Annotated in this window: 17 protein-coding genes; 13 read left to right on the top strand and 4 right to left on the bottom strand. The window is 42.8% G+C overall.

The window, feature by feature from the left end; all coding sequences use genetic code 11:
• Positions 1–97: 97 nt before the first annotated feature.
• Together pta and ackA are read right to left on the bottom strand one after the other, a co-directional pair.
• The gene (pta, locus tag FVA69_RS08255) at positions 98–2,227 is read right to left on the bottom strand and encodes a phosphate acetyltransferase (RefSeq protein WP_181937056.1); all 2,130 of its coding nucleotides are present in this window, start codon (positions 2,225–2,227) and stop codon (positions 98–100) included.
• Positions 2,228–2,314: 87 nt separating this feature from the next.
• Positions 2,315–3,517 carry an acetate kinase gene (gene ackA, locus FVA69_RS08260; RefSeq protein ID WP_004912276.1) on the bottom strand — a complete coding sequence of 401 codons (1,203 nt, stop codon included), beginning with the start codon at positions 3,515–3,517 and terminating at the stop codon, positions 2,315–2,317.
• A 595-nt stretch (positions 3,518–4,112) separates the two neighbouring features.
• Between ackA and yfbV the strand changes: the two genes are divergently transcribed.
• The 4 genes from yfbV (at position 4,113) to FVA69_RS08280 (ending at position 8,387) form a co-directional block, all read left to right on the top strand.
• Positions 4,113–4,568, top strand: a complete 456-nt coding sequence (yfbV, locus tag FVA69_RS08265) for a terminus macrodomain insulation protein YfbV (protein WP_004912272.1) — start codon at positions 4,113–4,115, stop codon at positions 4,566–4,568.
• Between the two features lie 139 nt (positions 4,569–4,707).
• Entirely contained in the window at positions 4,708–5,202 is a 495-nt protein-coding gene (locus tag FVA69_RS08270; protein ID WP_004912269.1) for a YfbU family protein, read from the top strand.
• 592 nt (positions 5,203–5,794) lie between these two features.
• Positions 5,795–6,469: a sugar phosphatase gene (locus FVA69_RS08275; protein WP_004912267.1), complete on the top strand. Its 675-nt coding sequence runs from the start codon at positions 5,795–5,797 to the stop codon at positions 6,467–6,469.
• An 88-nt stretch (positions 6,470–6,557) separates the two neighbouring features.
• Complete coding sequence (locus tag FVA69_RS08280; protein ID WP_117162387.1) at positions 6,558–8,387, top strand: SLC13 family permease; 1,830 nt, start codon at positions 6,558–6,560, stop codon at positions 8,385–8,387.
• 635 nt (positions 8,388–9,022) lie between these two features.
• Here FVA69_RS08280 and yfbR read toward each other — a convergent pair.
• Positions 9,023–9,604 carry a 5'-deoxynucleotidase gene (gene yfbR / locus FVA69_RS08285; protein WP_109911551.1) on the bottom strand — a complete coding sequence of 194 codons (582 nt, stop codon included), beginning with the start codon at positions 9,602–9,604 and terminating at the stop codon, positions 9,023–9,025.
• 408 nt (positions 9,605–10,012) lie between these two features.
• Positions 10,013–11,227 (bottom strand): pyridoxal phosphate-dependent aminotransferase, encoded by a 1,215-nt coding sequence (locus FVA69_RS08290; RefSeq protein WP_004259802.1) that lies wholly within the window; start codon positions 11,225–11,227, stop codon positions 10,013–10,015.
• An 800-nt stretch (positions 11,228–12,027) separates the two neighbouring features.
• Here FVA69_RS08290 and FVA69_RS08295 point away from each other — a divergent pair.
• From FVA69_RS08295 to nuoI, 9 genes are all read left to right on the top strand, one after another.
• Positions 12,028–12,951 carry a LysR family transcriptional regulator gene (locus FVA69_RS08295; RefSeq protein ID WP_004912258.1) on the top strand — a complete coding sequence of 308 codons (924 nt, stop codon included), beginning with the start codon at positions 12,028–12,030 and terminating at the stop codon, positions 12,949–12,951.
• 1,113 nt (positions 12,952–14,064) lie between these two features.
• Positions 14,065–14,508 carry an NADH-quinone oxidoreductase subunit A gene (locus tag FVA69_RS08300; RefSeq protein WP_004259806.1) on the top strand — a complete coding sequence of 148 codons (444 nt, stop codon included), beginning with the start codon at positions 14,065–14,067 and terminating at the stop codon, positions 14,506–14,508.
• Between the two features lie 18 nt (positions 14,509–14,526).
• On the top strand, positions 14,527–15,201 hold the full coding sequence (locus FVA69_RS08305; protein WP_004912254.1) for a NuoB/complex I 20 kDa subunit family protein: 675 nt from the start codon (positions 14,527–14,529) through the stop codon (positions 15,199–15,201).
• Positions 15,202–15,275: 74 nt separating this feature from the next.
• Positions 15,276–17,078 carry an NADH-quinone oxidoreductase subunit C/D gene (gene nuoC, locus FVA69_RS08310; protein WP_375372756.1) on the top strand — a complete coding sequence of 601 codons (1,803 nt, stop codon included), beginning with the start codon at positions 15,276–15,278 and terminating at the stop codon, positions 17,076–17,078.
• 2 nt (positions 17,079–17,080) lie between these two features.
• Positions 17,081–17,629: an NADH-quinone oxidoreductase subunit NuoE gene (gene nuoE, locus FVA69_RS08315; RefSeq protein WP_004912250.1), complete on the top strand. Its 549-nt coding sequence runs from the start codon at positions 17,081–17,083 to the stop codon at positions 17,627–17,629.
• The gene (gene nuoF / locus FVA69_RS08320; RefSeq protein WP_004259820.1) at positions 17,626–18,984 is read left to right on the top strand and encodes an NADH-quinone oxidoreductase subunit NuoF; all 1,359 of its coding nucleotides are present in this window, start codon (positions 17,626–17,628) and stop codon (positions 18,982–18,984) included. The genes nuoE and nuoF overlap by 4 nt, the downstream gene beginning before the upstream one ends.
• An 89-nt stretch (positions 18,985–19,073) precedes the next feature.
• The gene (gene nuoG, locus FVA69_RS08325) at positions 19,074–21,806 is read left to right on the top strand and encodes an NADH-quinone oxidoreductase subunit NuoG (protein ID WP_164528668.1); all 2,733 of its coding nucleotides are present in this window, start codon (positions 19,074–19,076) and stop codon (positions 21,804–21,806) included.
• Positions 21,806–22,783 (top strand): NADH-quinone oxidoreductase subunit NuoH, encoded by a 978-nt coding sequence (gene nuoH / locus FVA69_RS08330; RefSeq protein ID WP_004912244.1) that lies wholly within the window; start codon positions 21,806–21,808, stop codon positions 22,781–22,783. Before nuoG ends, nuoH begins: the two co-directional genes overlap by 1 nt.
• A gap of 14 nt (positions 22,784–22,797) precedes the next feature.
• On the top strand, positions 22,798–23,340 hold the full coding sequence (gene nuoI, locus FVA69_RS08335) for an NADH-quinone oxidoreductase subunit NuoI (RefSeq protein WP_004259834.1): 543 nt from the start codon (positions 22,798–22,800) through the stop codon (positions 23,338–23,340).
• The last annotated feature ends 9 nt before the right edge of the window (positions 23,341–23,349 follow it).

A 23,349-nucleotide genomic window follows, 5' to 3' on the forward strand; every position in this document is an offset into this window, starting at 1 on the left:
TTTAAGTGATAATTCAGTCTTTATCATCATAAAAAAAATGCCAATCAGTTTGAACTGGTTGGCATTTTTTACTTATAAAAGATAAATGAAATTTTAGTTAAGCGTTTTCGTTTTGTACTGCTTGGATAGCGGTTAACGCAACGGTATAAACGATGTCATCAACTAACGCACCACGAGACAAGTCATTGACTGGTTTACGCATACCTTGCAACATTGGACCGATGGAGACAAGGTCAGCAGAACGTTGTACGGCTTTATACGTGGTGTTACCAGTATTTAAGTCTGGGAAGATAAATACGGTCGCTTTACCTGCAACTGGCGAATTAGGCGCTTTGGATTTAGCCACATCAGCCATTACCGCGGCATCGTACTGTAATGGGCCATCAATCATCAGATCTGGGCGTTTTTCTTGCGCTAAACGGGTTGCTTCACGCACTTTCTCAACATCACTACCAGCACCTGAATCACCTGTAGAGTAAGAAATCATCGCAACGCGTGGGTCAATACCGAATGCTTTTGCAGAATCAGCAGATTGGATAGCGATTTCTGATAATTGCTCTGCAGTTGGGTCTGGATTGATAGCACAGTCACCATAAACAAATACTTGTTCAGGTAATAGCATAAAGAAGACGGAAGAAACTAATGAGCTGCCCGGCGCTGTTTTAATTAATTGCAGCGGTGGACGGATGGTATTTGCTGTCGTATGAACAGCACCAGAAACTAGGCCATCAACTTCGCCTTTTTCCAGCATTAATGTCCCTAATACGACGTTATCTTCTAACTGCTCACGAGCAACAACCTCTGTCATTCCTTTGCTCTTACGTAATTCAACAAGGCGAGCAACGTATTCTTCGCGTACTTTAACTGGGTCAACAATTTCAATGCCAGTACCGAGTTCAATACCTTGTGCGGAAGCAACACGACGAATATCTTCTGGGTTACCTAACAGTACGCAAGTTGCAATGCCGCGCTCTGCACAGATAGATGCAGCTTTAACTGTGCGTGGTTCATCGCCTTCAGGAAGAACAATACGCTTGCCCGCTTTACGAGCTAACTCTGTTAACTGATAACGGAATGCAGGAGGTGATAAGCGGTTAGGGCGCTCAGAGTCTGCAACCAATGATTCAATCCAGTCGCTACTAATATGACGAGCGACATAGTTTTGAATTTTTTCAATACGCTCATGGTCATCCGCTGGAACTTCTAAGCTAAAGCTTTGTAAATTCAGCGATGTTTGCCATGTATTGCTTTTCACCATGAAAACAGGCAAGCCAGTTTCGAAGGCTTGTTCACAAAGTTGGCGAATAGGCGCATCGATGTTATAGCCACCAGTTAGTAGAACTGCACCGATTTCAACTCCGTTCATTGCCGCCAGTGATGCAGAAACTAATACATCAGGACGATCCGCTGAGGTCACTAATAATGAGCCTGGACGGAAGTGTTCAAGCATGTGCGGGATGCTACGTGCGCAGAAAGTCACAGATTTAACGCGACGAGTTTTGATTTCGCCTTCATTAACAATCTCTGCACCTAAGTGTTTTGCCATGTCAATTGCACGGGTGGCAATTAAATCGAAGTTCCATGGAATCGATGCCAGTACAGGCAGATTCAGCGCGGAAAGTTGCTTAGTATCAAGGTTAGCTACAGTCGCCTTAGTTGAATCGTCAAAAATTTCAGATAGGTCAGGGCGAGTACGACCTTGTTCATCAACGGGTGCATTCACCTTGTTGATGATCACACCAATAATATTTTTATTACGTTGGCCACCAAATTCGTTACGTACTAACTCTAAACGCTCTTGCATTTGTGGGATAGAGCTGTTGCCTGGTGCAGTGACGAAAACAATTTCTGCACCTAATGTTTTAGCAATCTCATAGTTTAATGATTGAGCAAATGAGTGTTTACGCGTTGGCACTAAACCTTCAATTAAAATTACTTCCGCATTTTTTGTGTGGTCATGATAGCGAGCTACGATTTCTTCCATTAACACATCTTTTTTAGAAGAGGTCAGTAGCGATTCAACGTATTCCATTGTCAGTGGTTCAACAATGGTGGTAATACTTGAATGAGAACGCAGGACTTCAGTGGTTTGGTCTTTATTGCCAGAGACGCGTGGCTGTGCGATAGGTTTGAAAACGCTTAATTGAACACCTTTTTGTTCCATTGAGCGAACGACACCTAGGCTAACGCTAGTTAAGCCAACGCTGGTGCCAGTAGGTATTAACATAATTGTACGGGACACGGGAACCTCTTTCTTTCGGTTACTCTAATGACAAAACGATACCGCCAGCAAGTTGCTGGCGGTAGAAGTTACTTATGCGGTTAAGCGCGCAGTATCTTGGGCGATAACCAACTCTTCATTGGTTGCGATAACCAGCGCTGGGCGGCTGTTATCGGTAGTGATTAAACCTTCTTTACCGAAGCGTGCCGCTAAGTTACGTTCGTGGTCATATTCGAAACCAAGGATAGCCAGTTTCTTCAAGGTGATTTCACGAACTTGTGCTGAGTTTTCACCAATACCACCGGTGAAGATGATAGCATCAAGACGGCCTTCCATCAGTGCACTATATGCACCAACGTATTTCGCTAAACGATGGCAGAAAACATCCATTGCGCGAGTTGCGTCTTCTTTAGCGCCGTAGTTATCTTCAACATAACGGCAGTCGCTTGTTACACCAGTTAAGCCTAATAACCCCGATTCTTTGGTTAGCATTTTGTTGATTTGATCAACGCTCATACCTAAAGAATCATGTAAATGGAAAATAATTGCAGGGTCGATATCACCGCTACGTGTTCCCATTACCAGGCCTTCTAATGGCGTTAAGCCCATTGAAGTATCAACACATTTACCGTTAACAATGGCAGTAACAGAACCACCGTTGCCTAAGTGGCAAGTGATAACATTGAGCTCATCAACAGGTTTGTTAAGCTTTTTCGCAGCTTCACGGGAAACATAGTAATGGCTTGTACCATGCGCACCATAGCGACGGATACTATGCTCTGAATATAATTCGTATGGCAGTGCATACAGATAAGCTTCCTGAGGCATGGTCTGATGGAATGCGGTATCAAAGACAGCGACATTTTTGTTGACCAGATGCGGGAAGGATTTTCTTGCTTCTTCAATACCGATGAGATGAGCAGGGTTATGCAATGGCGCGAATGGAATAGCCGCTTCAATGCCTTCGATCACTTCGTCTGTAATTAATACAGAGGAGGTAAACTTCTCACCACCATGAACAATACGGTGACCAATGGAGGTGATTTGCTCTGATAGCTCAGGTTTTTCAGCAAGAATAGTGTTAACAATGAAATCCAATGCTTCGCTATGCGCTGCACCAGCACCTAAAGGCGCTTCTTTCTTAGCACCATCCATTTTCCACTTAATACGGGCTTCCGGGAGGTTAAAGCACTCAGCTAATCCAGATAAAAATTCATCGCCATTAGTTGGGTCGATGATGGCGAATTTCAGTGAGGAGCTACCGCAGTTTAGAACCAGTACCAGCTTACTTGACATGGAAATACCTATCGTTAATTGTTGTTGTGAAGCCTTTTAAACAACATGAAAAGACTCAGATTAAAAATATACTGCTAGAGCCTAGCGTATTTATGACCTGAAACATCATGATTGATATCATGTTAAAGGCGAAAAAGTTAAAGATCGTGAGACCTCTAGGGGTTTGATAAAACAGGCGCTATCTTTTTTGCCAAGGTATATAAAAGTAAACCTTCGCACCTAGTGTTGAAATAACGACCAAAAACCCCAATATATATAACTGTTGTCTATCTTCAGTTTCGAAAATGGATAAAGCTACAAAGTAACAAATGCAACAGCAATTCTAAATGTGGCAGATTCTACTAAAAATATTTTATATTTTATACGTTTTTTTTAAAAATAGGGACTTTGATTGATTAAAATCATAAGTGACGTATAAAGTGGTGTTATAGCACAGGGTTACATTGCTATTAGAATAGCTGATATTTAGTAAAGTGACTTAACTTAAGGTAAATGTAATGAAATAATTTCGTTATCTTAAATGTGCTATCATTTTACTATGGCGCAATCTATAAATTATTGCCTCAGTTTTTAAGAAGTCGATAGGAAACGTTTCATGAGTACATTACAAAGTACACCGCCCGGTTTTTTTAAACGCTTTAGATTAGGTAACCGCTATCTGAAGACCTTTCCTATGGAAAAAAAACTGTCGCCAATCTTCCCCGAAATTCGCATCAACAAAGCTGTCCGCTTTGGTATTCGTTTTATGCCACCGATTGCAATTTTCACATTAGCATGGCAAATCGCGTTAGGTGGGCAATTGGGACCCGCCATTGCTACGGCACTTTTTGCCTGTAGTTTGCCAATGCAAGGTCTATGGTGGTTAGGAAAGCGTGCTTCGACGCCTCTGCCATCTAGCTTATTGAGCTGGTTTTATGAGATCCGTGATAAGTTTACAGAGGCGGGGATCGCTATGGCGCCGGTTGAGCACCAACCCGATTATATGGCGTTAGCTGACTTGCTAAAACGTGCATTTAACCAGTTAGACCGCTCTTTTATGGAAGATATCTAAGGGATGATTTCCACTAAAAGGTAGATTTAACAATAAGTAATGCAAAAAGCATGTTTAGATCAATAAAAGCGATGTTTTCACTGTCTATGATTGATGTTGAATGCGAAGATAAGCCATACTTTTTAGTGGGAGAACCATGATGGAAATGACTAACGCACAACGCTTGATCTTATCTAATCAATATAAAATGATGACCATGCTTGACCCCGATAATGCAGAACGTTATCGCCGCCTACAAACCATTATTGAACGTGGCTTTGGTTTACAAATGCGTGAGTTAGACAGAGACTTCGGTCATTTAAGTGAAGACACCTGCCGTACTGTTATTGATATCATGGAAATGTACCATGCACTGCAAGTCTCCTACAGTAACATGGCTAACAAGGAAGACATTGATGGCCGACGCGTGCAATTTTTAGGTTTTGATGCTGCAACAGAAGCACGTTATTTGAGCTACGTTCGCTTTATGGTTAACACAGAAGGGCGTTATACCCACTTCGACAGTGGAACGCATGGCTTTAATTCGCAAACACCGATGTGGGAAAAATACAATCGTATGTTAGCGATTTGGCATGCGTGCCCGCGTCAGTATCATTTATCAGCGGTGGAGATTTCCCAGATCTTAAACGCCTAATGCTCGTCATTCTTCGCGCTGTCGCGTTGTTGACTGCGTTCGGCTACTCGGGTCACATACTTTTGTATGCTCCCCGAGATATCCTCTCTAGTCGCCTAGCGACAACGCGAATAATTTAGAGCAAGTTTGCTCGTCATACTTCACCTTGTCTCGTTGTTGGCTGCGTTCGGCTACTCGGGTCACATACTTTTGTATGCTCCCCGAGATATCCTCTCTAGTCGCCTAGCGACAACGCGAATAATTTAGAGCAAGTTTGCTCGTCATACTTCACCTTGTCTCGTTGTTGGCTGCGTTCGGCTACTCGGGTCACATACTTTTGTATGCTCCCCGAGATATCCTCTCTAGTCGCTTAGCGACAACGCGAATTATTTAGAGCAAATAGAGTATAAAAAGTAAATAAAGTTTTAAAAAATCCCAATTTCAAATCAACATTCCTTTCCTGTTTTAACTCTCAAGTGCATTCAAATCTAAGTTATTAACGCAAATCTTGATTATTTTTGTTATTGAGGTTGCGCATTGGCGTCTGTTTAGCGTTAACTAGTGGGCCAGAATCGATTCAATTATTACGTGAATAGCAAATAAAGGGGTAGACGTGAAATTAAAGGCAAAAGGGTTTCTATTTGATTTAGATGGCACATTGGCAGATTCCTTGGCTGTGGTTGAGCGCTGTTGGTGTAAGTTTGGCGAACGAATTGGTGTAGACTCAGCCGAAGTCATTAATTTTATTCATGGAAAACCCGCGTTAACCAGTTTGCGTCACTTTTTACCCGAGGCGAGTGATGAAGAAATTATGGGGTATTTTCGCTGGTTAGAAAAAATGGAAAGCGAAGATGTGGAGGGCGTGGTTGCCCTGCCTGGCGCGATTGCCTTGCTGTCACGTTTAAATGAAATTGGGGCACCGTGGGCAATTGTCACTTCTGGCACCGTACCGATTGCCCATGGACGCCAGCAAGCGGCGGGTTTACCAGAACCTAAACATTGGGTGACATTTGAAAAAGTTACGAAAGGAAAGCCGGACCCAGAACCGTTCTTGCTTGGAGCCCAAGCACTTTCGCTTCCTGCAAAATCCTGTATTGCCTTTGAAGATGCGCAGGCAGGTATCCATTCTGCATTAACGGCAGGTTGCCAAGTGGTCGCAGTCCATGCACCAGAAGGCATGCCACGTCGTGATGAAATTCAAGTAATTGTAAGTTCATTGGCTCAAATTTCTGTTATGGGGCCTGACAATAATGGTGATTATGAACTTTTCGTGTCTAATTTGACTTAATGGTGATTTAATCAAAGAAATTCTCCGTAAAACATGCTTAACTGAATAAAATTCTTAGCAATGTTTTTTTTCGTCGAAAGGGGATATTTTGAACGGAGAATTGCTGTGGGTCTTAACCCTCCTATTAATTGCGATAGTTCTGTTTACCACAAATAAGATTCGCATGGATGTGGTCGCATTGCTTGTCATTGTCGCGTTTGTGTTGAGTGATACCTTAACATTAGAGCAAGCTACCGCAGGTTTTGCAGATCCTAACGTTCTGCTAATTGCAGCATTATTTGTTATTGGTGATGGGCTTGTTCGCACAGGCATCGCTTACCAAATGGGAGACTGGCTTGTTCGCGTTGCAGGAAGCAGCGAAAGCAAAATGCTGGTTTTCCTAATGCTTACCGTCGCTGGGTTAGGCGCTTTTATGAGCTCCACTGGCGTGGTGGCTATTTTTATTCCCGTCGTTTTAAGTGTCGCATCACGCATGAAAACATCGCCTAGTCGGTTAATGATGCCACTAGGCTTCGCGGGGCTTATCAGTGGGATGATGACACTAGTGGCCACGCCACCTAATATGGTGGTGAACAGTGAATTGGTACGTGAAGGGATCAAAGGCTTCCAATTTTTCTCTATTACCCCGATTGGTATTTTAATTTTATTCGCAGGTATTGCCTACATGTGGCTGACAAGGCGTTGGCTAGGCAGTAACGAACCAGACAAACTCCCTGAGCGCTATCGACGCACTTTCCGTGACTTAATTCGTGATTATAAATTGACAGGTAGAGCTCGCCGTCTTGCTATCCGCAAGGGGTCACCACTCATTGGCCATACACTTGACGAACTGCACTTGCGTTCCCGTTATGAGGCCAACGTGGTAGGGATTGAGCGTTGGCGTAAATTTCGTCGAGTGATGGTGAGTGCAACTGGGGGAACAGAGTTACGCGAGCGAGATGTCTTATTAGTCGATATTTCGGTGAGTGATGACGATTTACGTCAATTTTGTAGCGAACAACTCCTTGAACCGATGATTTTACGGGGAGATTATTTTTCAGACCAATCACGTGATGTGGGAATGGCTGAAGTATCGATGAATCCAGATTCTGAACTCTTGGGTAAATCTTTAAGAGACATTAAATTTCGTACTCGTTATGGCTTGAATGTGGTTGGTATTCGTCGAGATGGCAAAGCGTTGGACGGCAAGTTGGTAGATGAACCGCTTCGATTGGGTGATATTTTATTAGTCATTGGGGATTGGAAATTAATTCGCATTTTATCGACTAAGCCACGGAACTTCATTGTATTGAATCTGGCTGCTGAAGTAGAGGCGGTGGCACCTGCTGCATCTCAGGCTCCTCATGCCTTATTTTGTTTGGCATTAATGGTCGCAATGATGGTGACCAATGAAATTCCTAACTTTATTGCAGCACTTATTGCCTGCTTGTTAATGGGGAAATTTCGCTGTATTGATATGGAAAGTGCCTATAAGTCAATTCACTGGCCGAGTATTATATTAATTGTTGGGATGATGCCTTTTGCACTAGCACTGCAAGAAACGGGAGGGATTGCCCTTGCCGTTGATGCGTTAATGAAAGTTGCTGGTGGGTTAGGGCCACATGTGATGCTATTGTGCCTGTTTATTCTGTGTGCCACGATTGGGTTATTTATTTCCAATACCGCAACTGCAGTGCTAATGGCTCCGATTGCCATTGCTGCGGCTCGCCAAATGGATGTCTCACCGTTGCCTTTTGCGATGATTGTTGGCATTGCCGCATCCGCAGCCTTTATGACCCCCGTTTCATCACCAGTTAATACCTTAGTTTTAGGGCCTGGAGGTTATAAATTTTCGGACTTTTTGAAAGTGGGTGTGCCATTCACTATTATTGTGATGTTTATTAGTATTGCAGTTGTGCCTATTTTATTTCCATTCTAAGAAATTACATTAATGGTTAATTGATATTTTTAATTAACCATTCCTCTTTTATTTATCAATTAAACGATATTAATTATAATTTACTCTCCTGTATTTTAACTTACCATTAATTTCGAATCAAAATACATAATATTAATTCAATTATTAAGAGGTGAATTTATGGTTCAAGTCAAAAATATACAAAAAAGGTATTATTATGGTTATGCAACATTTGAGAATTTTTGGGGAAAAGATATAAAAATATGATTCTAACACATCTCGCGTCTGTTCTTTGGATGAATACGAAAGATCAGTAACATATTGAACATGTACCGAATAAAGGTATTTTAGAAAATTGTTTTGGGTTCAAATACTATATAGGTGTAGGGTCTGATATTTGGCATATTAAATTTTGGACTTACGAACGTGAGGTTTATGAATGTAAACATGATGTTAGTTGTAATATAACATCTGGGGATGGTGGTGGAGTTATATTAGGAATTAATGGCGAGTCTAGAAAACTATACGCACATTTTTCTTCATCTTCAGATTGTTCGACGGGTATCAGTTCGGCATAAAAAACTGAATAATTACATCAAAATATAAAGTTATCGAGTGTTAAAATAAGGAACGATACGCTCATTCCTTATTTTAAATTAATTACTAATTTCATCTAATGATAGGGTAAAACTTGGCACAAACGTTTTCATAAAATACTCCATTTCTGGACTATTTCTTTCCGCAAGCATTTTTTCTAACCGTCTTTTGGCTAATTTAAATTCACTATTGCCCGCGGACAGTTCTTCTAAACATTTTAAGTAGGCACACAGTGTATCGGCTTGTTTAACAATAAAATGCTCTTCTTCTGATTGTATATCTTCAATTAGTAGCGCTTTAAAATCCGCTTGTAGTTCTTCTGGGAGCATATCGAGTAGTTTTTGCTGAGCAAATTTTTCTATTTTTTTGTATTCATGAGCAATTTGCTGGTTGTGATACTTAATTGGGGTTGGTAAATCCCCTGTAATCACTTCACTAGCATCATGGTACATCGCATACAAAGCAATTTTTTCTGCGTTGACGTTCCCTGCGAACTTACGGTTTTTAATGATAGCGAGCGCATGGGCAACCATAGCTACTTGGAGACTATGTTCAGAGACATTCTCTGTTCGGACATTACGCATTAACGGCCAGCGGTGGATTAACTTCATTCTAGCAAGATGGGCGAAAAAGTAGCTCATAAGTCCTCTTCTTTAGTGTCTGCAAACGAAAAAAATTATAACGGAAATAATGTAGCAGCGATATAATTTTATTGTTTTTTAATAAGTTACTCTCTAGTAATTATGTTCTAATATCTATTTTGCATATTAAGATAATCATAATAATATAATCAATTTTAGATTATAACTTGACTGCTATTTTAATTGTGTTGAATTATGTAATCAAAAAAATATAATGGATGTTCAATCCGGAAATAAAGAGGCAATATGAAATATTTTCCATTTATATTATTGGGCTTTTTCCTTGTGGCAATTTATTTTATTTCTATTCTTTGATTATCAAAATAATACAGTCTATTAATGATGGCTAAATTTAGAATAAAAAAAGCCTCCGGAATTAGGAGGCTTTTTATTATTTTGAATAAATTTTTATTGGCGATAGCCTTCAAGGAAGCGGCCGAATTTATTAATCGCCATTTCAAGGTCATCCGCATAAGGTAGCGTAACGATGCGGAAATGGTCAGGTTCAGGCCAGTTAAATGCGGTACCTTGAACTAACAACACTTTTTCTTGTAGTAACAGGTCTAAAATCATTTTTTGGTCATCATAGATATTAAATCGTTTAATATCTATTTTCGGGAACATATACAGGGCACCTTGTGGTTTTACACATGAAACGCCGGGTATTTGGTTGATCAATTCCCATGCACGATTACGTTGCTCATATAAACGGCCGCCTGGTTGAATGAATTCACTAATACTTTGGTAGCCACCCAGTGCAGTTTGAATGGCATGCTGCATCGGCACGTTTGCGCATAGGCGCATAGAGGCTAGCATTTCTAAACCTTCAATATAGCTTTTCGCATGTTTTTTCGGGCCGTTTAATACCATCCAACCTTGGCGGAAGCCAGCGACGCGATACGTTTTAGATAATCCATTAAATGTAATGGTTAATAAATCAGGGGCGAGGGCGGCAATAGAGTGGTGCACTGCATCATCATAAAGAATTTTATCGTAAATCTCATCAGCATAAATAATAAGATTGTGCTGGCGAGCCAATTCGACAATTTCCATTAATAGGTCTTTGCTGTAGACCGCACCCGTTGGGTTATTGGGGTTAATGACCACAATACCACGTGTTCTTGGTGTGATTTTTTTGCGAATATCTTCAATATCAGGCATCCAACCTTGCTGTTCATCACACATATAATGAACTGCTTTTCCTCCCGAAAGGGAAACTGCAGCAGTCCATAATGGATAATCAGGCGCTGGTACTAACATTTCATCACCATTATTAAGCAGTGCTTGCATGGCTTGTACGATTAATTCGGAAACACCATTACCAATGTAGACATCTTCTACTGTCATTTCATGAATGCCACGAGCTTGGTAATGCTGCACAATCGCTTTACGGGCAGAATACAAGCCTTTTGAGTCGCAATAACCTTGAGAACTTGGCAGATTACGCAAGACATCCACAAGGATTTCATCTGGAGCTTCAAAACCAAACGGGGCCGGATTACCAATATTGAGTTTGAGGACTTTGTTGCCTTCTTCTTCTAGGCGCTTCGCTTCTTTTAATACGGGCCCACGAATGTCATAGCAAACATTATCGAGCTTACTGGATTTAGTTAGATTATTCATAGTTCTCTCATTACCCTAAGGGTTGCATTGGTCGGGCCGACGTTATTCCTTTACTGTACTCCTCCCTCAGAAGCTTTTGAAGATGCAAGGTTATTTTTGGTGTAAAAGGTTGGTTTACGCTTAAATGTAATGTTTGGTATCTTATTATTTATTTTAGGCTAGCTGTATATTCTTATAATATTGAACTGGTTGAATTATAATATCGACATTCTTTGATGTTTTGGAGTATAAAAAGTAAAAAAGCATAAAAATAGCGGAAAAAAAGAAAATTGTATCAAAATGTAATATTAAGCATTGAATCATTAAATCAGACATGATTTTTTTTGCTGTAATAGCCTTTTTTTATAATAATCAGGGCGATTTTGTTAGTAATATTGATTGTTTCAAGCTGCTTTCTTTAACCAAAAGTGCTGATTAAAATTATAACCATTTGATATTTTTGACTATATAAAAATAGTGAAACGAATTTTATAATGTGCTTACATTAAAATAATTGTGATTACATTAAATATGTTACTATTTAAGCGTAACCTATCAAGCGCGTTTTAGCGTGTTTTTTAGGAAATCATCCCACTTTTATTAAAATTATTTGATTTTTGGAAGTATGCTATTTGTACCCTGCTCTATCGTTAGCGATTAATGAGCTGGATGCAAAAAAGTAAAATAATGAGAAGTCATTGCAGATCTATGGATTAGAAATGCACTCACTTAGTAGTCTTAGTAGTCGCTATAAACTCGCTGATTCTCATGGAGGAGAGCAGAAACACCAGGTAACATAAAATTATATAAGAGAATGAACGATGATAAATTCCAATCGTCCCATCATGAACCTAGATCTTGATTTGCTACGTACTTTCGTCGCTGTCGCAGATCTTAACACATTTGCAGCCGCAGCTGCAGCCGTTTGTCGAACACAATCTGCTGTGAGCCAGCAAATGCAACGTTTAGAGCAATTAGTCGGCCGTGAGCTTTTCGCTCGCCATGGGCGAAATAAACTGCTCACCGCGCACGGATTACAATTACTTGGCTACGCAAGGCAAATACTTCGCGCCAATGATGATGCTACAGCGTCATTAACTTATAATGACGCTGATGGTGAATTGCGTATTGGCGCATCCGATGACACCGTCGATATCTTATTACCTTTCTTACTTAATCGTATCGCGTCTGTTTATCCAAGAATTGCCGTAGAAGTGCGCATTAAACGAGCACAATTTATTGAGTCAATGCTTGATAATCATGAGATAGACCTTGCTTTAACAACAGCAAGAATTAGTCACCACCCTAAAACAGCGTTAAGAACAGTGCCTGTTTTGTGGCACAGTGCACCTGATTTTCAATTGCGTCCCAATGAGCCAGTTCCATTAGTTGTTATGGATGAAACCAATCCATATCGTAAACTTTGTACTAGTGCTCTTGATGATGCAGGTTTGTCATGGCATGTTGCGTATGAAGCAGCTTCTTTACCTGCTGTTCGTGCGGCAGTCAATGCAGAGGTTGGGGTAACCGCTAGACCAATGGAAATGCAAAATGCAGATTTACGTATTTTGAATGAATCAGATGGGCTACCACGCTTACCAGATATTCAGTATTGGTTGTATAAGAATGCAGACGAGCAAAAAGATTTTGTTCTGACAGTATTCAGTGCGATTGAAAACAAAAAAATCCCTTATGTTGCAGCCTCAGCAAGTGAGTTGATGGATAGCAGCGAGGAAGGTAATTAAGTTAATCGATTCATCTGGTTATCTTAACGCCAATACTTAATTAATTTATTGTAATGACGGTAATCCCAATACGTTTGGGATTACCGTTTTTTTATGTCATTTTTGCCAATCTATTACGGGATCACTTGTTTGTGATCAATGCGTTATTGGCTATGTACAAATAAAATCAACATGTTAATCGCAGTCTAAATAAGACGTGAGCAGCGGTTGAGGTGGTTATCTCAATTAAATGGCTAACGTACAGACTAATTGAGCGGTTAGATAACAGATAATGTGAATTGATATGGATGACTGAAACGATTATTTCAAAGTATGGAACTCATTTTTCAATATTGGGGATCGGTATCGAGAAATTGGTTTTTATACATGTTTAAATAATGCTCAGTGATATTTTTAATCGGTTATCAAATTCAAATTTATCGATTTTTTATCAATATCCGCTCATAAAAAAAGCAATTAACCACTTAATAAGTATGGTTAAATGTGAAAGACCATGAAATAATTGTGATGTAGCTGGCATAACCTGAATTTCATTGTTTAGTTAACAGTTTGTTATGTTATTAACAATGTTTTTTTATTGAAGAGATAAAATAGCGCTTGAATGTCAGTTAGTTACTTGAAGTTATGCGTTAAAAAGAGTTACAAAGACTTAAAGTGAAATTGAATGCTATGTAAACAAATTGAGTACTTTTTCAATAAAAGTGTGCGTTAGATCAAATAAAAAGCGCAATTTTTCATCTGTTAAGACAGGTTTTTCCTGAGATAATGGTGTAGTAAAAACGAATAATCAGTTAAACTAGTTTGCGTGTTTACTTGAGTATCATTACACTGACACGTTTTAGCAGATTATGGTTACTTTTTGTTGTTCTGTTGTTTTCAAAGTGTGAAGTTTTTGTAACAAATACGGGTTATTTTACTTAATTTAAGTAAAATAAATTGTAATGAGAGAGGACAAACCAAACGCAGTCAACAGACTGATTTAAGTTTGGGGATATTTTAGTTTGTGATCAATTTTGGTCTTTCTTCTCGATTAACTGGGCAATTGTGGTGCAACTCTGCCGTGATGTAAAAAAGAGCAGTTAACACACCATAAGTAATGAGTAAGCAACGAGTATGTCTACATCAATCCTAGCGTTAGCCCATAACTGGGCGTTTGCGATATTCCTTATCGGCACTATCGGTCTTTGTGCTTTCATGTTGGTCGCAGGTCACTTTTTAGGTAGCCGCGCCAAAGCCAGAACAAAACATGTTCCTTATGAGTCCGGTATCGACTCGGTCGGTAGTGCACGTCTCCGCATGTCTGCTAAGTTTTACTTAGTCGCCATGTTTTTCGTTATCTTCGATGTTGAAGCCATGTTCTTATTTGCATGGTCAGTTGCCATCCGCGAAGCCGGTTGGGTAGGTTTCATCGAAGCCGCGATCTTTATTTTGGTATTGTTGGCGGGACTGTTTTATCTCGTTCGCGTAGGAGCATTGGATTGGACTCCAGTCCGTTCCCGCGGAAAAGTTAAGCATCCTAGTGAAGTTATTAAAATCAGCAATCGTCATCCGCAGTAAAAAGCGAGGCATTATACAATGGATTATACGCTCACCCGCATAGATCCGAACGGTGAGAACGACCGTTACCCACTGCAAACCCAGGAAATCGTCACTGATCCACTGGAGCAGCAAGTTGAAAACAGTGTTTACATGGGGAAACTTTCTCATGCACTTCACGATGTGGTTAACTGGGGGCGCAAAAACTCTCTCTGGCCATATAACTTTGGTCTTTCATGTTGCTATGTAGAAATGGTGACTTCGTTCACGGCTGTTCATGACGTCGCCCGCTTTGGTGCAGAAGTACTGCGTGCTTCACCTCGTCAAGCCGATTTCATGGTAGTAGCAGGTACCTGTTTCACTAAAATGGCGCCTGTTATTCAACGTCTGTATGACCAAATGCTTGAACCAAAATGGGTAATCTCCATGGGTTCATGTGCCAACTCTGGTGGCATGTATGACATTTATTCTGTTGTACAAGGCGTCGATAAATTTATTCCTGTGGATGTGTATATTCCAGGTTGCCCACCGCGTCCAGAAGCCTATATGCAGGCTCTGCTTCTGTTGCAAGAATCTATCGGTAAAGAGCGTCGACCGCTGTCTTGGGTTGTTGGAGACCAAGGGGTTTACCGTGCCAATATGCAATCAGAAAGAGAAAGAAAGCACGGTGAACGTATTGCAGTGACTAACCTGCGTACACCAGACGAAATTTAAGGCTTAAAGCCATACAGCGTAACAGAGCAATGTTGTTGCGAAATAATAAACCTGATCAAGCGTTATGGTGAAGAATGATGACAGATCAGATAGCGCAAGCGAGTAGTACCCAGCCAGGATGGCAGACACAGGATCATTTAAACGACCCTGTGCTTCTGGAACTGCGCAATCAATTTGGGCCGGATGCCTTTTCTGTTCAAGCAACTCGTACTGGCATGCCAGTGGTTTGGGTGCGTCGTGAACAGTTACTGGAAGTGGTCGATTTCCTAAAGAAATTACCAAAACCGTATGTCATGTTATTTGACTTACATGGGGTAGATGAGCGTCAACGAATTCACCGTCAAGGTCTGCCAGAAGCAGACTTTAGTGTTTTCTACCACTTCATCTCTATCGATCGTAACCGCGATATCATGTTAAAAGTCGCTCTTAATGAGAAAGACTTAAACGTGCCTTCGATCGTTTCACTGTTCCCGAATGCGAATTGGCATGAACGTGAAGTGTGGGATATGTTCGGTATCACCTTCCAAGGTCACCCAAATTTACGTCGCCTTTTAATGTCTCCAAGCTGGGAAGGTCACCCACTGCGTAAGGATTATCCTGCGCGTGCGACTGAGTTTGACCCTTTTGTGCTGACTAAGCAGAAACAAGATCTGGAAATGGAAGCTTTGACTTTCAAACCAGAAGAGTGGGGCATGGCACGTGGAAATGAAAACGAAGATTTCATGTTCCTGAACTTGGGGCCAAACCACCCATCCTCACACGGTGCGTTCCGTATCGTGCTGCAATTGGATGGTGAAGAAATTATCGACTGTGTGCCCGATATCGGCTACCACCACCGTGGCGCTGAAAAAATGGGTGAACGCCAGTCGTGGCATAGCTACATTCCTTACACTGACCGTATCGAGTACCTCGGCGGTTGTGTGAATGAAATGCCATATGTGTTGGCCGTTGAAAAACTGGCTGGCATTGAAGTGCCGGATCGCGTGAAAACCATTCGTGTCATGTTGTCTGAATTATTCCGTATCAACAGTCACTTACTGTACATCAGTACGTATATCCAAGACGTTGGTGCGATGACCCCAGTCTTCTTTGCGTTTACCGACCGTCAAAAAGTCTACAACGTCATTGAAGCAATTACCGGTTTCCGTATGCACCCCGCATGGTTCCGTATCGGTGGTGTTGCGCACGACTTACCGCGTGGTTGGGAAAAACTGCTTCGCGAATTATTAGACTGGTTGCCAAAACGTTTAGAGTCTTATGTGACTTCTGCACTGAAAAACTCCATCTTAAAAGGTCGCTCTATCGGTACTGCAATGTACTCAAAAGAAGAGGCGTTGGCATGGGGTGTGACAGGAGCTGGATTACGTGCAACAGGCGTTGATTTTGACGTACGTAAATGGCGTCCATATTCAGGCTATGAAAACTTCGAGTTTGATATTCCTATCGCTCATAACGGTGACTGTTATGACCGCGTGATGATCAAAGTGGAAGAGATGCGTCAGAGTATCCGTATTCTTGAGCAATGCTATAAGAATATGCCAGAAGGCCCATTCAAAGCTGACCATCCACTGACAACTCCGCCACCAAAAGAACGCACGTTGCAGCACATCGAAACCTTGATCAACCACTTCTTGCAAGTGTCTTGGGGGCCGGTGATGCCAGCAAATGAGTCATTCCAGATGGTTGAAGCTACGAAGGGTATCAACAGCTACTACTTAACCAGTGATGGTAGCACCATGAGCTACCGTACGCGTATTCGTACCCCGAGCTATGAGCACTTACAGCAAATTCCTGCGGTGATCAGAGGTAGTTTAGTTTCAGACTTAATCGTCTATCTGGGTAGTATCGATTTTGTAATGTCGGATGTGGATCGCTAACCATGCATAATGAACATAACGAAAATGAGAAGCACAATGAGCTCAATGTCGTGAATGTGTTTGAACCGCAAGTCAATCATGGCTTTGTCTTAACAGAGAAAGAGCGTGAAGAGATTGAAGGTGAGAAACACCATTACGAAGATGCACGTGCTGCCTCAATTGAAGCACTGAAAATTGTGCAAAAAAACCGCGGTTGGGTTGAAGATGGTGCGATCCATGCTATCGCTGACGTCTTAGGCATCCCAGCCAGTGATGTTGAAGGTGTGGCGACATTCTATAGCCAAATCTTCCGCCAGCCAGTGGGTCGCCACATTATTCGCTATTGCGACAGTGTTGTTTGCCATATTACAGGTTATCAGGGCTTAGAAGCTGAAATCATTAAACAGCTGAATATTCGCCCGGGCCAAACAACAGCCGATGGTCGCTTTACGTTGCTGCCAACCTGTTGCTTGGGTAACTGTGACAAAGGTCCTACGATGATGATCGATGAGGACACTCACAGCTACGTGCAGCCTGAAAATATTCAAAAATTACTGGAGCAGTATCCATGACAAATTCTGTTAATCCAGTGATCCGTACTGCTGAAACTCATCCTCTAACATGGCGTTTGCGTGATGACAATCAGCCTGTTTGGTTAGATGAGTATCGCAGTAAGAACGGATACAAAGGTCTTGAGCGTGCGCTCAAAGGCATGGCTCCCGATGAAGTTGTGAATCTTGTAAAAGACGCTGGCCTGAAAGGGCGCGGCGGTGCGGGTTTCTCAACGGGTCTGAAATGGAGCCTGATGCCAAAAGACGAAAACATGAAACTGCGTTACTTCTTATGTAATGCGGATGAAATGGAACCGGGCACCTATAAAGACCGTTTATTGATGGAGCAACTCCCTCACTTGTTAGTTGAAGGGATGATCACAGGCGCTTATGCACTTAAAGCCTATCGTGGTTATATCTTCTTACGGGGTGAGTATGTTGAAGCTGCGCAAAATCTGCGCCGTGCCATCGAAGAAGCCAAAGCGGCGGGCCTGTTAGGCAAAAATATCCTCGGTTCAGGTTTTGATTTCGAACTATTTGTTCACACCGGCGCTGGGCGTTATATCTGCGGTGAAGAAACTGCACTGATTAACTCCTTAGAAGGCCGTCGCGCTAACCCACGTTCTAAGCCACCATTCCCTGCAACATCAGGTGCTTGGGGTAAACCAACTTGTGTCAATAACGTCGAAACTATTTGTAACGTGCCAGCAATTTTAGAGCACGGCGACCAATGGTATATCGATTTAAGCGCAGGTAAGAGTAAAGACGCGGGCACGAAATTGATGGGCTTCTCTGGCCGCGTGAAAAATCCGGGTTTATGGGAATTGCCATTTGGTACCACGGCACGTGAAGTGTTGGAAGATTACGCAGGTGGTATGCGTGATGGACTGAAATTAAAAGCATGGCAGCCAGGTGGGGCAGGGACAGATTTCCTGACCAACGACCACCTCGACTTACCGATGGATTTCGAAAATATTGCTAAAGCAGGTAGCCGTCTTGGTACTGCATTAGCGATGGCGGTTGATCATGAAATCAACATGGTTTCTTTAGTGCGTAACTTAGAAACCTTCTTTGCCCGTGAATCCTGTGGTTGGTGTACGCCGTGCCGCGATGGTCTGCCATGGAGTGTGAAAATTTTACAAGCGCTGGAAAAAGGCGAAGGGCAACCGGGGGATATTGAAACCCTAGAGCAGCTGTGCCGTTTCTTAGGGCCGGGTAAAACTTTCTGCGCTCACGCACCGGGTGCGGTCGAACCGCTACAAAGTGCCATCAAATATTTCCGTGATGAATTCGAAGCGGGTATCTCGCAAAAAGATCTGCGTAACATTGTGCAGATTGCGGGTATCCAACCCAACCTGCTGAAGCAGCGCTGGTAATTGTTTAGCGATTGAGCAACCGCTAAATAGATTTTTCACGAAGAACGTATTTTTGATTAACGCCTGCTTTATGCGGGCCTTTGGGAAGCATGCTGACTATGGCTACAATATATGTAGACGGCAAAGAATATGACGTAAACGGGTCTGAAAACCTGTTACAAGCCTGTCTTTCTCTAGGGCTAGATATTCCTTATTTTTGCTGGCATCCGGCGCTGGGAAGCGTTGGCGCTTGCCGCCAGTGTGCGGTTAAGCAGTATCAGAACGCAGATGACACACGCGGTCGCCTAGTAATGTCTTGTATGACACCCGCAACGGAAGGGACTTACATCTCTATTGATGATGAAGAAGCCAAACAATTCCGTGAAAGTGTTGTGGAATGGCTGATGACCAACCATCCTCATGACTGTCCAGTCTGTGAGGAAGGGGGAAACTGTCACCTACAAGATATGACGGTGATGACCGGTCATAACATGCGTAAATATCGTTTTACGAAACGTACTCACATTAACCAAGACCTCGGTCCATTTATTAGTCATGAAATGAACCGTTGTATCGCGTGTTATCGTTGTGTTCGTTACTACAAAGATTACGCAGATGGCACAGACTTGGGTGTGTATGGTGCACATAACTATGTGTATTTCGGTCGTACTGAAGACGGTACACTGGAAAGTGAGTTCTCCGGTAACTTAGTTGAAGTTTGTCCTACTGGGGTATTCACTGATAAAACACATTCAGAGCGCTATAACCGTAAGTGGGATATGCAGTTTGCACCCGGTATCTGCCAACAGTGCAGTATCGGTTGTAACACGAGTCCGGGTGAGCGTTATGGTGAAATCCGTCGTATCGAAAACCGTTATAACGGTTCGGTAAACCACTATTTCCTGTGCGACCGTGGTCGTTTTGGTTACGGATATGTCAACCGTAAAGATCGTCCTCGTCAAGCGGTACTCAATAAAAATGGCGTCAAACAAGTCATTTCGGCTATCGAAGCAATGCAAAGTGGTGCGCAAATTATCAATCAAGCGAAAAAAGTGATTGGTATCGGCTCTCCACGCGCGAGCGTTGAAAGCAACTATGCATTGCGCGCATTAGTCGGAGCAGATAACTTCTATTCAGGTATTTCTGCGGGAGAGCAACGCCGCTTAGCGCTGATGCAAAACATCCTGCAAAACGGCGGTATCTATACGCCAACATTGCGTGAAGTAGAAGGCTATGATGCGGTACTGGTACTGGGTGAAGATTTAACTCAGACAGGTGCACGTATGGCGTTATCTGTTCGCCAAGCGGTGAAAGGTAAAGCACGTGAAATGGCCGCAGCGCAAAAAGTCGCTGACTGGCAAATCGCCGCAATCATGAATATTGGTCAACATGCAAAATATCCGCTGTTTATTACCAACGTTGATGATACGCGTTTAGACGATGTGGCTGCCTTTAATTATCGTGCACCAGTAGCTGACCAAGCACGTTTCGGTTTTGCTATCGCCAATATGATTAACGGCGAAGCCCCTGCGGTGAATGATTTACCCGCAGACTTAAAAGCCAAAGTTGAAACCATTGCTCAGGCATTAGCTGGCGCGAAAAAACCATTAATTATTAGTGGTAGCCATAGTGCCAGCGAGGCAATGATCCAAGCGGCCGCTAACGTGGCATTTGCGTTAAAAGCCAAAGGCGCGAATGTTGGGTTATCTTACTTAGCATCTCATGCCAATAGCTTCGGTCTGGCAATGATGAACGCACAGCCATTAGACAGCGCTTTAGCTCGCATTGAAGCGAACGAAGCGGATGTGGCTATCGTTATCGAAAATGACCTGTACCGTCACAGCAGCGTGGATGCTGTCAATAGCGCATTAGCGAAATTGAGCCACTTGATTGTTGCAGATCATCAGCAAACCGACATCATGGATAAAGCAACATTGGTTCTGCCAGCAGCAAGCTTTGCTGAAGCAGACGGTACGTTGATTAACCAAGAAGGTCGTGCGCAGCGTTTCTTCCAAGTCTTTGACCCAACTTATTACGACAAAGCTATCGTGATGAACGAAAGCTGGCGCTGGATGCATTCACTGCAAACTGAAGCGCAAGAGCGTGATGCGGATTGGTCGCAACTTGATCACGTTATCGCAGATTGTGTTGCCGCAATGCCACAATTCTCGGGTATGGTAGATGCTGCACCAAAAGCGTCTTTCCGTATTCGTGGTCAAAAACTGGCGCGTGAACCACATCGTTACAGTGGTCGTACAGCGATGCTAGCAAATCAATCTGTTCATGAACCTCGTCAACCGCAAGATATTGACTCTCCATTTGCTTTCTCAATGGAAGGGAACAACAGCCCAACCGCGCCACGCCAGCAAATTCCATTTGCATGGGCGCCGGGTTGGAACTCACCACAAGCCTGGAACAAATTCCAAGCCGAAGTGGGGGGGCACCTGTTATTTGGTGACCCGGGTATCCGTTTGTTCAATTCAACACAGAGCAAATTGGCTTACTTCACTGAAATTCCAGCGGCTTATCAAGCCAATGAAGCTCAGTGGGTTGTCGCACCTTATTACCACCTGTTCGGCAGTGATGAAATGTCACAGCGGTCAGAAGTAATTCAAGAGCGTATGCCTGAGCCTTATATCATGCTGAACACGCAAGATGCTGCGTCACTCGGCCTGTCAGCAGGAACTAAAGCGGAGTTTAGCCATGCAGGTCAAGTGTTTAACTTGACTGTCCGCCTAAGTAATCACCTGTCTACAGGTCAAATTGGCTTACCGTTAGGAATGCCAGGTATCGCACCTTCAATGGCTGGCGTGTCAGTCAATAATCTGCGGAGGGGAGCATGATGGATTGGATTTCTCCTGAAGTGATGGAAGTGTTAATTTCCATCCTTAAATCTGTCGTCATATTATTGGTTGTTGTGACTTGTGGGGCATACATGAGTCTGGGAGAGCGCCGTATTCTCGGTCTGTTCCAGAACCGTTATGGCCCTAACCGCGTGGGTCCGTTTGGGATGGGCCAGTTAATCGCGGATATGTTCAAAATGCTGTTTAAAGAAGACTGGATCCCGCAGTTTGCTGACAAGAAAATCTTTACGCTTGCACCAGTGATTGCGTTTTGTTCACTGTTCTTAGCATTTGCCATCGTCCCTGTTAGCCCGACTTGGCATGTTGCAGACCTCAATATCGGGATTTTATTCTTCCTGATGATGGCGGGTCTCGCTGTCTATGCGGTGTTATTCGCAGGTTGGTCAAGTAACAACAAATACTCATTATTAGGTGCGATGCGTGCGTCAGCACAAACCGTGAGTTACGAAGTGTTCTTAGGCCTTTCTTTAATGGGTGTGGTTGCACAAGCAGGTTCATTCAACCTGATTGATATTGTGAACTCCCAAGAAGGCATGTGGAATATTATTCCGCAGTTCTTTGGTTTTGTGACTTTTGCGATAGCGGGCGTTGCGGTATGTCACCGTCATCCGTTTGACCAACCGGAAGCAGAACAAGAGATTGCGGATGGTTACCACGTTGAATACTCAGGTATGAAGTTTGGTTTGTTCTTCGTCGGTGAGTATATCGGTATCGTAACGGTTTCTGCACTGATTGTGACGCTGTTCTTTGGTGGCTGGCATGGTCCATTCCTGCCGTCATTCTTGTGGTTTGCTATCAAAACTGGCTTCTTCATGATGATGTTTATCTTGATCCGTGCCTCTTTACCGCGTCCACGTTATGACCAAGTGATGTCTTTCGGTTGGAAAATTTGTCTGCCGTTGACACTGCTTAATCTGCTGGGTACTGCAGCAGTGATTTTATACAACGCTCAGTAAGGGGTGATTGAACCATGACATTGAAAGAGTTATTGGTCGGTTTCGCCACCCAAGTACGTAGTATTTGGATGGTCGGCCTGCATGCGTTCGATAAACGCGAAACGCAAATGTATCCAGAAGAGCCGGTTTATCTGCCACCCCGTTACCGTGGGCGTATCGTGTTAACACGCGACCCTGACGGTGAAGAGCGTTGTGTTGCGTGTAACTTATGTGCGGTTGCTTGCCCTGTGGGATGTATCTCACTGCAAAAAGCTGAACATGAAGACGGCCGCTGGTACCCTGAATTTTTCCGCGTTAACTTTTCGCGCTGTATTTTCTGTGGTCTGTGTGAAGAGGCTTGCCCAACCACGGCAATCCAATTAACACCTGATTTTGAAATGGCCGATTGGAGACGTCAGGATCTGGTTTACGAGAAAAATGACCTGTTGATTTCAGGTCCGGGTAAATATCCTGATTATAACTTTTACCGTAAATCGGGTATGGCGATTGCAGGTAAAGACAAAGGTGAAGCGGATAACGAAGCGAAACCGATTAACGTCAAAGACCTGTTGCCATAAGGAGCGATA

The sequence above is a fragment of the Providencia sp. PROV004 genome (assembly GCF_011045615.1).
Lineage (GTDB): Bacteria > Pseudomonadota > Gammaproteobacteria > Enterobacterales > Enterobacteriaceae > Providencia > Providencia rettgeri.